The organism is Pseudomonas tremae, assembly GCF_001401155.1.
Taxonomy (GTDB): domain Bacteria; phylum Pseudomonadota; class Gammaproteobacteria; order Pseudomonadales; family Pseudomonadaceae; genus Aquipseudomonas; species Aquipseudomonas tremae.
In genome coordinates this window covers 1-13129 of sequence record NZ_LJRO01000275.1, presented here as the reverse complement: position 1 = coordinate 13129, position 13129 = coordinate 1, and the positions used below count along the sequence as shown (strand labels likewise).

Annotated in this window: 15 protein-coding genes, 1 tRNA gene and 1 pseudogene; 14 read left to right on the top strand and 3 right to left on the bottom strand. The window is 55.7% G+C overall.

Annotation, left to right across the window (positions count from 1 at the left end; all coding sequences use genetic code 11):
- Positions 1-993: 993 nt before the first annotated feature.
- Both ALO43_RS31525 and ALO43_RS31520 read left to right on the top strand, forming a co-directional pair.
- Entirely contained in the window at positions 994-1335 is a 342-nt protein-coding gene (locus ALO43_RS31525; protein WP_234887618.1) for a hypothetical protein, read from the top strand.
- Positions 1336-1431: 96 nt separating this feature from the next.
- Positions 1432-1737, top strand: a complete 306-nt coding sequence (locus ALO43_RS31520) for a hypothetical protein (protein ID WP_234887619.1) — start codon at positions 1432-1434, stop codon at positions 1735-1737.
- Between the two features lie 93 nt (positions 1738-1830).
- On the opposite strand, the gene ALO43_RS31515 is transcribed toward ALO43_RS31520, so the two are convergent.
- From ALO43_RS31515 to ALO43_RS16265, 3 genes and pseudogenes are all read right to left on the bottom strand, one after another.
- Complete coding sequence (locus tag ALO43_RS31515; RefSeq protein WP_235662567.1) at positions 1831-2097, bottom strand: hypothetical protein; 267 nt, start codon at positions 2095-2097, stop codon at positions 1831-1833.
- 36 nt (positions 2098-2133) lie between these two features.
- Positions 2134-3348 (bottom strand): annotated as a pseudogene (locus tag ALO43_RS16275) (IS3 family transposase).
- Positions 3349-3501: 153 nt separating this feature from the next.
- Positions 3502-3578 (bottom strand) — tRNA-Pro (locus ALO43_RS16265).
- A 237-nt stretch (positions 3579-3815) separates the two neighbouring features.
- On the opposite strand from ALO43_RS16265, the gene ALO43_RS16260 reads away from it, so the two are divergent.
- From ALO43_RS16260 to ALO43_RS30210, 12 genes are all read left to right on the top strand, one after another.
- Positions 3816-4676, top strand: coding sequence for a ParA family protein (locus ALO43_RS16260; RefSeq protein WP_054997805.1), 861 nt, complete (start codon positions 3816-3818; stop codon positions 4674-4676).
- 1 nt (position 4677) lies between these two features.
- On the top strand, positions 4678-5433 hold the full coding sequence (locus ALO43_RS16255) for a hypothetical protein (protein WP_054997804.1): 756 nt from the start codon (positions 4678-4680) through the stop codon (positions 5431-5433).
- Positions 5430-6131: a DUF2786 domain-containing protein gene (locus tag ALO43_RS16250; protein ID WP_054997803.1), complete on the top strand. Its 702-nt coding sequence runs from the start codon at positions 5430-5432 to the stop codon at positions 6129-6131. The genes ALO43_RS16255 and ALO43_RS16250 overlap by 4 nt, the downstream gene beginning before the upstream one ends.
- Entirely contained in the window at positions 6131-7477 is a 1347-nt protein-coding gene (dnaB, locus tag ALO43_RS16245; protein ID WP_054997802.1) for a replicative DNA helicase, read from the top strand. Before ALO43_RS16250 ends, dnaB begins: the two co-directional genes overlap by 1 nt.
- Before the next feature lie 68 nt (positions 7478-7545).
- Positions 7546-7851 carry a hypothetical protein gene (locus ALO43_RS16240; RefSeq protein WP_054997808.1) on the top strand — a complete coding sequence of 102 codons (306 nt, stop codon included), beginning with the start codon at positions 7546-7548 and terminating at the stop codon, positions 7849-7851.
- 1 nt (position 7852) lies between these two features.
- Positions 7853-8257, top strand: coding sequence for a hypothetical protein (locus ALO43_RS16235; RefSeq protein ID WP_054997801.1), 405 nt, complete (start codon positions 7853-7855; stop codon positions 8255-8257).
- Positions 8254-8499: a hypothetical protein gene (locus ALO43_RS31510; RefSeq protein ID WP_054997800.1), complete on the top strand. Its 246-nt coding sequence runs from the start codon at positions 8254-8256 to the stop codon at positions 8497-8499. The genes ALO43_RS16235 and ALO43_RS31510 overlap by 4 nt, the downstream gene beginning before the upstream one ends.
- On the top strand, positions 8489-8752 hold the full coding sequence (locus ALO43_RS16225; protein WP_310886636.1) for an Arc family DNA-binding protein: 264 nt from the start codon (positions 8489-8491) through the stop codon (positions 8750-8752). Before ALO43_RS31510 ends, ALO43_RS16225 begins: the two co-directional genes overlap by 11 nt.
- Before the next feature lie 2 nt (positions 8753-8754).
- Positions 8755-10515 (top strand): ParB family protein, encoded by a 1761-nt coding sequence (locus ALO43_RS16220; RefSeq protein WP_083492185.1) that lies wholly within the window; start codon positions 8755-8757, stop codon positions 10513-10515.
- Positions 10516-10551: 36 nt separating this feature from the next.
- The gene (locus tag ALO43_RS16215) at positions 10552-11289 is read left to right on the top strand and encodes a DUF2857 domain-containing protein (protein ID WP_054997798.1); all 738 of its coding nucleotides are present in this window, start codon (positions 10552-10554) and stop codon (positions 11287-11289) included.
- On the top strand, positions 11286-12641 hold the full coding sequence (locus tag ALO43_RS16210) for an STY4528 family pathogenicity island replication protein (RefSeq protein ID WP_083492184.1): 1356 nt from the start codon (positions 11286-11288) through the stop codon (positions 12639-12641). The genes ALO43_RS16215 and ALO43_RS16210 overlap by 4 nt, the downstream gene beginning before the upstream one ends.
- A 2-nt stretch (positions 12642-12643) precedes the next feature.
- Positions 12644-13129 (top strand): hypothetical protein (locus ALO43_RS30210; RefSeq protein WP_235812540.1); only part of this gene is annotated, 486 nt, incomplete at its 3' end.

Genomic DNA, 13129 nt, shown 5'->3' with positions numbered 1-13129 from the left:
ACTTGTTCGGAGAATCCCTATAGGCTTGATTCCATTGGGTGCGCTCAGCAGCGATACAACAGCGCCCATCGACGTAAAGCCTGCCAAGCAGGCGATACCTGCGGCAGCGTCCCCTATCAAGGAGGCCTTTGTAATTTATGCAGACGATAACTAACAGCTCCGGTTCCGAGTTATTGGCACACGTGTACCAGAAGATCCGAAACGCCTACCCTGCACTTTCGCGCAACATTGTCAGAACTCCCATTGTCGAGTTGCCTTGACTCAGCTCTAACAACCGAAGGGTGTGGGCGAAGCTGGAGTGTCTGCAGCGGACTGGCTCTTTCAAATTGCGCGGCGCTTATAATGCACTGCACTTGCTTCCCCCCGGAGCTTCTGTCTATACGGCCTCAATTGAGCTATCGGCGTCAGCGTCAGGGAAGACATCTCGGACCGTCGAAAAGACCAGCTCTTACAGTGCGGTGCCAACCGGCGAGGCCACGCTTCTGTCGATGTGGCTACAGCTGGTAGATCGTGTGGAACAAGCCTTGAACAAGTTGCAAGCAACCCTGCAGCAACACCTGTCGTTTTACCCTGCGCGAGTCGTTACCCGTAGACCCCATGATTGAAAGTTTCATGGGCTATGCGCTGGACAGCACCCGTAAAATGATCAGCAGTTGTCGCAGCCCGGGTCTGGACGGGCGTCGGGTCGCGCAGCGATATCGCTTGTTGATTCAACAGTTCGGACTCGCCCGCTCAGCCTTGAACTGGTGCAGTGCAAGTACCGATCAAAGCACAGACATCATGTTTTTCGATCCTGCAAACCAGCTCTGTGAACTATGAACGCTATGGTTCGGTGGCCCTGCGCGAGCTTGAACTGAACCTGGTGCGTGCGATCGGCTTCGGCGGTGGAGCGCGCACAGCGCTGCTAACCTCCAGCGGTCAGCGGCCTACTCGACGCTGGAAAGCTTTCTTTTACGCGAAGTCTTCTTTCCAAAACACCCGGAAGCAGCCCGCGTGGCAAGGGTCCCCTATCCGCGCGACTGGCGCGAGCGCCAGCGGAAACATGGTGGAGGTGTCGTTGCCATCACTTTCAGTGAGCCGGGCTTGAACAATCGGCACTGCATGGAGGCCTTGATCGAACTCATCATCAACAGTTGCCGAAGCGCAGGCGTATCGATCACCAAAGGCGTGAGATTCGGGTTTGGCATTACCCGTATTTCAGCGGCTGCGGCAATAGCAGAGGCAACAGATCCCTTCTTGCGTCTCTCGATGGGCGAAGAAACCAGCGAACAACTGGAACAGCCAGTCGCCTGCGTTACCCAATCCATTTACATCTTTCTGGAAACCTTCGAATGAACCTCGACATCAGCTCCGATACCTCATTGATCCGCGCGAGCTTACCGATGCGTGCAGGGTTATTGACTTTGCGCGATGCGAGTCTGCAGGACGCCGATGCATTTGCCGAATACTGGACCGACAGCCCGGCTGTCCTACCTGGAAATATTAGGTGTGGATACAGCACGCCTGGGCGATGCACAGCAAATTCGTGAACGCTTTCTGCGAAACACGCCGTCCAGCGAACCGCGCGGACAATCAACCGTTATTTACTCTCTGTATCTGAACGACATGCTGATTGGTTACAGCAATACCAATCGATACGACGCTCAGGAAAATTACTCACACTTGCACACCTACCGGAAAGCCTTGCGCCAAGCGGTAGGCCAGGCCCGAAAGCACAAACAACCGGAGGCGGCGTAGGGGCTTGCCTCATAGGTTTGTGCATAGCGCATTATCTGGAAAAGTTTGACTTGGAGCGTCTGGTTATTCAGACACGCACTCGCAACAAGCTGATCAACCGTGCGCTGGACCTGTATCTGCCAGCTTCCCAGACGCGTTACTTCGAAAAACCCGACGGCCTTTCCGCGCCTGGCGAGTTTCACGTCCGCTTCGCGTATAGAGGCCAGCATCATTTTTATCAAGAGCGAGCGCAGGCGTTGGCGACGCAAAAGGACGCAACTGAAACGAAGCATTCACATCAAAGGTCTGTATAGCGATCTGAGCCTGTGGAAACATCATCAGGACCTCGCGCTGCCAGTTGATGGTCAGGCTGTTGAACATGTCTAGTCCTGAAATAGGTTTACACCTGTTTCACGCTCAAAATGCCCGATGCACCGCATCGGGCGTTTTGTATTTCAGAGCTAAGTGTGGCCGCTCCCCATTGTAGATCTGCACTGATTCATCAACCATTTTCACTGCATCTGCCAAGTCTTTAGGGCGATGGAGTAGAAACTCGTTCTTCAAAATCCCGTTTACTCGCTCGGCCATAGCGTTCTGATAGCAGTCATAGCCATCCGTCATCGAGCACCGGATTCCATGCCTGGTATGCAGCTGCTGATAGAGATCGGAACAGTACTGGACGCCGCGATCTGAATGATGAATCAGCATCTGATCGGTTTTTCGCTCTCCTACCGCTTTTTCCAGTGCCTTTATCACCGATTGGGTATGCAGGCTTTCATGCACGTGATGGCCAACGATCTTGCGTGAGTACGCATCTGTTACAAGGCTCACGTAGGCCACGCTTTCCTGCGTAGGCAGGTAAGTTATGTCTGCAACCCAGACCTGTTCGGGTCCATGGGCCACGACTTGTTGCGGACCTGCTTTGAGCAGGTTGGGGTGGCGACGGAAGCGATGATGGCTATGAGTGGTCTTGTGATAAGCCCGTTTGCGCGGAACCAGCTCGCGCGCATCACGAAGGATGGTAAACATACGATCTCTACCCACGCACAACGACGCAGGAGCTTCGACGCTCATCAAGTAGTGCAGCTTGCGCGTTCCCAGCCTGGGCTGGCGACGCCGCTTTTCCAAAACGAAGTCCACCACCTCTTGGTCTCGGCAGACCCTCGCGTCAAAAGCGCGATTACGCTTGTAATACGCTTGGCGCGAAATCCCCATGAACAGGCAAGCCCTGGTAATGCTCAGGTCTTGGATTTGCCCTTGCGAGAGGACTTGCCGGGTCGCTTTTTTACGACAGAAACGCCGTAGTCATTTTTCAGAACGTTGACGACGGCTTCAAAGAACTGAGCCTTCTGGTTGCTCAGCGCCAGCTGTTCTTCAAGCTCTTTAATCCGCTGCTCGGGTGTCGGCGGGATCGGTCATGGACCTGCTCCTCTGCTCTCGAATTGATGCGCCTTGGCTCCAATCCTGTCGACCGTGCTTTCGTAACCAGACCAGCACCGTCGACCGGCCTTGGATGCCATAGCGTCGTTGGGCTTCTTTATAACTCAACTCGCCTTTTTCAACTTGATCTACGACCGATAATTTAAAGGCTAGCGTGTAATCGCGCTGGCTGCGCCTTTTACCCGAATCCATTGAGTCCTCCTGAGGAAAGTTCAGAAGGTGTAAACCTTATTCAGGACGGGACAACAGCAACAAAAAAGGCGTCCCGAAGGACGCCTTTTTTGTTAAGCTCAAAACGACTGTTTTTGAGCTCTGATCTTCAACCCTGATACAGCTGGGCGAAAGTGGTCGGGGTAAGGGGATTCGAACTCCTGACATCCTGCTCCCAAAGCAGGCGCGCTACCGGACTGCGCTATACCCCGATGATGCTAAAAAACACCTCCGAAGAGGCGTTTTCTATTTGGGTGACGCTTGCGACGTCACTCCCTAAGATCCAGTCAGATACAAACTGACCAAAAATGGTGGGTCGTGTGGGATTCGAACCTACGACCAATTGGTTAAAAGACAATTGGTCCTGCTGACACCTTGAGAACGAGCACGCTGTAGCCGGTTTTGAAAGACCACGCAGCCTCTAATGTCCCCATTAGAGGCTTTATACCATGTTCGTAACCTCGCTTTTGTCCACCAAAGGTGGTGTCGGAAAAACCACGCTGGCTGCCAACCTCGGCGGCTTCTGCGCCGACGCCAGCTTGAAGGTCCTGCTCATAGACATGGACCCGGTCCAGCCTTCACTGTCCTCTTACTACCCCATGACAGAGGAAGTCAGCGGCGGCATCTTCGACCTGATCGCACACAACCTGACTGATCCAGAAAGAATCATCTCCCGGACCAGCATCCCAAACCTATCTTTGATCTTGTCGAACGACCCCAACAACCAGTTGATCAACCTCCTGCTTCAGGCACCGGATGGTCGGCTGCGATTGGCTCACCTGCTGAAAGCGTTCGGGGACCAGTTCGACCTGATTCTCATCGATACTCAGGGCGCACGAAGCGTCATGCTGGAAATGGTGGTGTTAGCGTCAGATCTGGCCGTTTCACCTTTACCACCGAACATGCTGAGCGCCCGAGAATTTAACCGTGGCACATTGCAGATGCTTGAAGGACTGCGTCCCTACTCAAGGCTTGGCCTGCATGTCCCTCCTATCAAGGTTGTAGTCAACTGTCTCGACCAGACAGTTGATGCTCGTGGGATTCATGAAGCCATCAGAAAGACCTTCGCGGACAACATGGAAATCGATGTCCTCAACAGCACAGTTCCTGCTTCAGTAATTTTCCGCGAGGGATCTACAGCAGGCATGTCGGCTCATCGGCTCGAATACAAAAAACCTTCCAATCGACGTGCACCGAGCGCGCTTCAGGTTATTCGAGAGCTTGTGATTGAGCTTTTTCCGCAATGGTCCGACCGTTTCGAGGCGATGACTGAATCCGCCGTAGAGGCCCTCGCCAAAGGTGGTCGATGAGATGGGAAAGACAAATCTCACGGAAGCTTCCGGCATTACTCCTGAACTGATGCGCAAGCTCAACGAGCAGTACAACTCATCGCAACTGCGTGCCGCTCAGACCAAGCTCACGAACACGTCACGTGAGCTCCGCAATTTAAGCTCCGGCCATAAGATGGGCCGCAGCTTGATTAGTCGACTGGGTGATTACTTGAGTGTAGAGCAGCGTGAACTGCTCACACAGGCCGCGCAGCTCCTTGAATCAGTGAACTCTCATGTCGAGCATGCCAAGGAAAAACGTGTCCACGACGAGAAAGCTGCCAAACGTCGGCAGGAGGCGCGGAATGCAAGAGCGAAACAACTGATTGCTGCTACATATCCTCTGCCCCTTGAGAGCCTGGACCAGAAACTTGATCTCCTCAAAACAGTGCTGTTATTCAATCGCATTGGGGCATACGACAGTTTCTACACCACCGTCGAGCTCAATAGCAGTGTCAGACGCGATCTACTGACGCCGTTCAGCAAACTGATAGGTTGGACCAGCCTGACCGCTTATCGAGTCAGTTGCCTGGCCTCACTTCGTCACCAGCTCGTAGAGGCACTGACTGATGACATCTCCTACGACGATGGATCTGATGTCGAGGATCGGCTTGCCGCTCTAAAGTCAAAAGCCCGGGAAGAGCGGGCTAAAGCCGAGCTTACTGCTGAAGAAAGTGAGACCCTCAGACTCTGGAAAGAGGCTCTGGCAGTTGAGGCAGTACCGGAGGTACGGCCATGAGCATTGACCGCCAACGAATAATCGACAAAGTCATCAAATGCTTCGCACTGGCCCGTTCTGCGGGTGCCTCTCCGAATGAGGCTGAGACAGCTTTGCGGCAAGGCCGCAAGCTCATGGAGCAGTACCAGTTCGAAGAGCTTGAGGTCGACGCTCATCTTGCCTGCGAAGCCTCAGTATCTGCCGGTACGAAGCGAGCACCCGCCAGTTGGCTGCATAGCCTGGCAAACACATGCGCGAGCGCTTTCGACTGCGATTGCATTGCGTACCAGGCGCGGCCTGGAGACTGGCAGTTCAAGTTCATCGGTTTGAGTGTATCGCCGGATATGGCCAGCTATGCCTATTCAGCTCTTCATCTGCAACTGGTGACGGCGCGGCGCCAGCACGTAACGCAGCTCAAGCGCTGCAATCCAACGACCAAAAGACGACGTGGGCGGATTTTTGCCGAAGCCTGGATCGATGCAGTCGCCCGCAACGTTTACAAATTTGCCGGTCGCCAGGACGAACAAACCGAACGAGCGATCAGTGCCTATATCGGGTTGCATCACCCTACCCTGATCGAAAAAGAGATCGAGCCAACCTCTGTGAAAGGCCATGACTTCAAATCCCAACATCAGGGGTGGAGGCAAGGATCCACAGCAGCGTTGCACAGAGGTGTCGATCAGCAATCCCCGTCCCTGGCAAGAATCGGGAGGGCGTGATGGATATTTCTCACATGTCCCCTCCTCACTCCGTCGAAGCGGAACAAGCCGTGCTTGGCGGGCTGATGCTCGACAACGAGTCATGGGATTTGATCGCAGACCGAATCAAAGCCGATGACTTTTTCCGGGCCGAACACCGTCTGATCTTCCAGAGCATTGCGGCGCTGGCTGAATCGAACAGACCATTTGACGTGGTCACGGTGTCCGACTCCATTGCGGCCATAGATGCTGCTGGTGGCCTTGCTTACCTCAGTGAGCTCGCCAAGAACACACCCTCCGTGGCTAACATCAAGGCGTATGCCGACACAGTGAGCAACCGAGCTCATCTGCGTCGACTGATTTCACACGGCTATGCATGCACCCGGGAGGCTTCGGATCCTCAGGCGGATGCGGCTGTCGTGCAGGACGTCATCGAACAGCAGCTGTTTGCCCTGGGACAAGGACGGCACACGTCTGACTTTGTCGACGTCAACCAGATGCTCCTGCAGGTGGTTGACAAAATCGATCTTCGCTTCAACGCAGGAGAGTCGGTGGTTGGAGTGCCCACTGGACTGTCCGATCTGGATGAGTTGACGGGTGGCTTACAGCCAGCGGATCTGATCATCCTCGCTGCAAGGCCATCAATGGGAAAAACCAGCCTGGCGCTGAATTTCGTGGACGCTGCGCTTCAGAAAGATGACCACTCCACTGTTCAGATCTACAGCTTGGAGATGCCAGCCGAAGCGATCATTTACCGGCTTCTATCCATATTAGGGCATCTGAATCTTGAGAAGCTGATACGCGGACAGCTCGAAGATGAGGATTGGTCGAGGCTTTCGTTGGCAGTGGCCAAGGTCAATTCCTACAGGGACCGCCTTGTCATTGATGACCAAGCAGACCTGACGCCTTCGGCAATTCGTGCCCGGGCACGCAGAGGGGCACGGCGTTTCGGAAAGCCAGCCCTGATCATGATCGACTATCTGCAAATGATGAAGTGCCCTGGCACAGAAAATCGGGCCAACGAAATCAGCGAGATATCTCGCTCGCTCAAAGCGCTGGCCAAGGAGTTCGACTGCCCTGTCGTCGCGCTCTCTCAACTGAACAGAGAACTGGAGAGACGTCCGAACAAGCGACCTATCAACGCGGACCTTCGTGACTCGGGCGCGCTTGAACAGGATGCGGACCTGATTTTGTTCGTGTATCGGGATGAGGTTTACAACGCCGACACCGAGCACAAAGGCATCGCCGAACTGATTCTTGGCAAGCACCGGAATGGCTCGCTCGGCACCGTCAGAACGGCCTTCATCCCCCAACACACCCGTTTTGAAAACCTCTCGACCAGTGCACGGCAAGGACACCACGCATGAATCCCTCGATTGAACTGACGAAAGAATCTCTTGCACCCCACCCACTTATCTCGCCCCGGAGAATCGCTATGAATCCGAGTGCTAACTCCCTTTCGATTACAGATGAATGCCGCAACTGCGGCCAGCATCTTCCAGCTCATGTGGCGATGACGGCAGCGGAGTGCCCGGTATGCCATAGCGGCGACTTGGTTGAGGTCCTCACGGCCGATACCAAGGCACTTGATGCCGCTCCTAATCAGATGCCCTGCTGTATGGAAGGTGACTGTTCGCGTCGCTCGTTCATGGAGAAGCTTACAGAAACATTCGCCGACCACGAGGTTGAAATCCTGGAGATCCAAGCGGGTAACAAGCTCAGCGGATCGGAGGAACAGTGACATGGCGCGCCACTACAACATTCTTGAAGAGGATCTACCCAGTCAGTCAGATCGAGAGAGAGACAGGCTGCGGATCGAGAAGGCCATTACGGAATACTTCAGTCGCGGAGGGTCCATCCAACGAGTGGAAGCCGATCAGCGTGTGAATGCCCCTTCGTTCATCATCAATGCTGAAAAAACGGCCCCGTTGAAGGCTGGCACTGAGTCTCAGAAGCAGAAAAAAGCAAATGCGCTCAGCGATACCGAGCTGGCACGCTTGCTTAGAGCTCACTGCACTGCCGGTTCATCACTCTTTTCAGCAGCTGCGTCGCTCAATCAAACGCGTAAGCGTTGTGAGGCCATAGCTCGCCGCTACCAGATCCCCTTTCGCTCGGCTGCTTTCGGCAATGCGAGGGCACGATCATGAGCAATATGCCTGCATCTATTCGAGGCGCAAAAAAATCTTTGCAGGCGTTGGCTGACTTCGCCATTTCGCAGGGATGGGCGGTCCATCGCACTCACGGTGGCCACGTCAAGTTCACCAAAGGTGGATGTTCGCCCATTTTCACCTCGTTCACACCCAGCGACCACAGGGCCGGCCTCAATGCTCGCGCTCAACTGCGCCGCACGCGCACCCTCAGCCATGATGGAGAACGCCATGTTGAATAACGAAACCGTGAATATGCGTGACGACGACAAAGACGAAAAGTTTGTTGTTCGTTTCCCGATGGGAATGAGAGCTCGGCTATCGATGGCAGCCAAAGCCAGTCATCGCTCCATGAATAGCGAATGCGTACACCGCATCGACTGCAGCCTGAAGCAAGAGCAGGAGATCGCAAGGCTCAAGGCCGTGATCGATGTGTTGCTCAACGGCGGGACGCCAGCGAGCAATGTCGTTCAACTTTCTGAGGCGGGCCAATAATCATGGCGAGCAAACTCACTGCCGATGAAATAACGGGCAAGTTGCTCCAGGGCTCATTTAGTCGCTCTGGCCCCTCGGTTGATCGCCTGCCTGACCCCATTGCAGACACGCCTATGGTTTTGACCCTGGATGAGTTGTCAGCGTATGAGCATAACCCTCGCACGGTGACCAACATCAAGTACCAGGAGATCAAGGACTCCATTCGGGTCAGGGGTCTGGATCAGCCTCCCCAGGTGACACGTCGTCCGGGTGAGAAGAAATTCATCATCCGCAACGGCGGTAATACGCGGTTGTCGATTCTGCGAGAGCTGTACAAAGAAACGGGGGACGAGCGCTTTTACAGGATCAGCGTGCTGTTCCGCCCCTGGGATGGCGAGCGTGGGGAAATCATTGCCCTCACCGGCCACCTGGCCGAAAACGACCTGCGCGGTAACCTGATGTTTATCGAGCGCGCCGTGGGCATTGAAAATGCCCGAGCTATCTATGAGCAAGAAACCGGCGAGCCCATATCTCAACGAGAGCTGGCGAAGAGGCTGAAAGCGGACGGTTATCCGGTATCGCAGTCCCATATCAGCCGCATGCAAGAGACCATCCGTTGCCTGCTGCCAGTGATCCCCGCCGCGCTCTACTCCGGTTTGGGCAAGCATCAGGTCGAACGGCTGCTGGCCCTTCGTAAAGCCGCCGCTCAGACGTGGCAGACGCACACCGAAGGCAAACCGAACGTCACCGACTTCGAGGTCTTGTTCCAGGACGTGCTGTCAATGTTCGATGGCGATGCCAGCGAATTCGTCTGTGAACGTGTTCAGGATGAACTGATCAGCCATATGAAGGAAGGTACGGGCAGGACGTATGAGCAGGTCCTGCTGAACGTCAACGAAAACCTGACGATGGCACGTCGTTCATCGGTCATTGAAACGCCGCTGCGATTACCACCAACACCGCAGGTGCAGCCCGAACCCGACTCCGAATCTGATGCGTACCAGCCCCAAGAAGACCAGGAACCAAAAACGCTGCAATCGGAATCAAAGCCCCAGTCACCTGACACGCAGGTGACTGAAAAAAGCACGCTGGCTGCACCGTCGGCTTCTGCCCTGAAAACCGACAAGCCTTTGCCGCCGCCACTCTCTGACGAAGAGCGTATCGCTCGGCTGGAAGCCCATGTCGTCACACCGGTCTCAACCACCGACCGCGTCTTTGAGATCAAGCGCCAGGTTGCGGCGCTGGATGGCGAGGAACTGCCGGACTTCAAAGCCAACGCCTTGGTGTCGATTCCCGTGCAAGCCGGGGGCCTGCACCCGATATCGGATGTCTGGTACATCGAACGCATCATGGACCAGCCCGATGAACTGCGTCAGGTCATCGCTCAGCTTGCTCACGAAATCGCCACGACCGCCGGGCTGAACCGCGACACCGTAGCGCGAGTACCTGGAGGTCTGGGCTTTATATGTCACGAGCCGCCGATGGACCTGGAACTCACAGAACTGGCCAACAATACCCTGACCCTGCTCCAGGCCATCAGCGGGGTCTACGCCATCGCCCTGAACCGGCAGACACCCGAGGCTCCCCTGGACGTGGCGGAGTTTCAATTCACGGCAGCGCTGGGCCAGTTGCTAATCGGCAGCCCCAGGTATGAAGACCGAGAGGCCGTGTTGGCGGGCCGTCTGGACGATGCCTGCATCGTCAAACTTTTCCGGCTGATCCGGTTAGGCCGCAGGCTGGTCGAGCTGGAAGCGATGAACGTTGATGGGCCATATACCTCGTGAGTTTTTATCGCGGCGTTCTGCGACAGGAGTTTGAACATGTCAAAACGACATAATCCACTGAATGAAGCCATGGTCGCCCAGATTCTGCATCACCTGCGCAACGGTGAGGTGAAGCGCTGCATCGACATGGGCCTGGACCCGGAAATTCTGGTACTGCTCCAGCAGCCTTCCTCTCAGAGCGTGCTTTTGAACTCCAACGTCATCTGGTGCCAGGTGGCGATTGATCCGGACATGGTCAAGCGCCTGCTCTCCAATAAAGAGCGGACCGACGAAGAGATCCGCATCGTGCAGCGCGCGCTTCGTCTGGGTGCCACCACACCGATGCTTCAGCAGTTCTTCGGCATGTCGCCGCAAGAAGTCTCTCTGCAGCGAGTTCTGTTCGGCGTACCAGGCAAGCCCGGTCGCTTTCGCGATCTGCCCGATGACACACCGTTATGGCACCGGTTCGTCCAGTTGATGGCTGATCTCAACGTCGATCATACCGACGGCGTCGCCTTGCTCGACGTTGCCATGTTGCTGACAGAAGAAATCAACATTCCGGCTGAAGAGCAGGATAGTCACTCGCCCGAACCGATTACGCTGGGCCTGGTGTGGAACAAGATTCAGCAATGGCTGGCTCAGGACCTCTACCCTCCGGGGAAAAACCGTAAATCCGCCAGTCTCGTTCTGATGAGCGAATCCCGACGACTGACCAAAGCCAACCCGAAAGGCAGGGCTCCCGAACGTGGCCTAGAAGAAAGCGCCGCTGGCAAGGTAGAAGGCGAACGGATGTGACGAAGATGAACCGGCGCCCTCCCCTGGCAGTCGCCATCAATGCTGCGGCTGGAACACTGCAAAACCACTTGCTGCTCCAGCAGATGAAATTGGCTCAACGGCAGAATGCTGGCTCAGGTTCCACACCCAGTGACACTGAATCAGTCCGCGACGAGCCGTATGCAGGCGTCGTCTTCAGTGGCAATCCACACGAAACGGTGCCGCGTGGCCTGCTGCTTGATGATCGTCTCTCACCGCTTGAGCGCAATGTCTGGCAAGTCTTCAGGCTGCTGATCAACGGTGATGGCGTCACGGCTTTTCCGAGCTATGAAAAGCTACGTCCCTACCTCGGTTCGTCACCAGGTAAATCGGCCTCCAAAGAAACCGTGGCCAAGGCGCTGACCGTCCTGAGACTGACGCGCTGGCTCAGCCTCGGACAACGGGTACGTGACTCGGTCAGCGGTCGGGTGCAAGGCAACGTCTACATCCTGCACGATGAACCGGTGGGGTGTGCCGAGGCGATGGAAATCGATCACCACTATATGCAACTCGTCGGCCAGGCGCTTGAACATGCCAACAAAGCCGTCAGGCTCGTCGCAGACCATGCATTCAAAGAGTTTGCAGCGGCGACAGGCACGATGCCTTCACGACTCGAAGTCATTGAGCAGAGATGGCAGCAGCAGGGATGGCATGACGCACCGCAAGCCATCGAACACGCACAGGATGGCACTGAGTTCGGAATCCGAACCAAGGGCTCAGACGAGTCAGATTTACTGAGTTCGGATTCCGAACTCAGTAAAAAAAGCCCGGGAGCGAATTTAAAAACACCGGGTTCGGATTCCGAACTCAGTCTGAATTCGGCCTCTTTCGGCTTGGTTCGGATTCCGAACTCATATAGTACGTATACCAATACATCTGTATGTAAAAGCTTTGTACCGCGCGAAGCTCAGGAAAGTGCGCCGGATCTGCCCTCCGGGTTTGAGCGGTTCACACAGGATCAACGTGACAAGGCGATGATCGCCTTGCAGCGCGTAGATCCCGGGTTGCGAACACCCCTGCTCGATCAGTGGCAACATCGGTGCAAGAGCGGATCCGTGAAGAACCCGTTCGGCTACCTGTTGAGCTGCACGCAGAAAGCCCTGAGTGGTGAATTCAATGCCCAATGGCAGGCTCCCTCAGCGGCCACCCAGCAGCCACAGGTGGCCGCCAGTCACTCAAGATCACCGACCGCCCAGCCACCCGCTCCCACTCAGGTTCCCCATCCCCCTGTCACGAGGGCTTCGCCTCGAGAACGAGATGTGTCGTCACTGGCAACCGGACGTGACGCCATGTTGAGCATCAAGCAGATGGTTCAACCGAGGACTCGGGGTTGAAAATGCTCGATGATTGCTCCGTTGGGGACGACACGCCGCATGCCGAGTTGGGTAATACCCCGGGAATCACTTCGGACACTGATCAGGGTGATGCCCCGGGCATCACTTCGAACGCCGATCCAGGTGATGCCCCGGGCATCACTTCGAGCACCGACCAGGGTGATGCCCCGGGAATCACTTCGAGCACCGACCAGGGTGATGCCCCGGGCATCACTTCGAACGCCGATCCAGGTGATGAACCGGGCATCACTTCACGCACCGACCAGGGTGATGCCCCGGGAATCACTCCGAGTACCGATCCAGGTGATTCCACTGGCAACACTTCGTGCACCGATCAGGGTGATTCCCCGGGAATCACTTCGAACGCCGATCCAGGTGATGCCCCGGGCATCACTTCACGCACCGACCAGGGTGATTCCCCGGGAATCACTTCGAACGCCGATCCAGGTGATGCCCCGGGCATCACTTCACGCACCGACCAGGGTGAT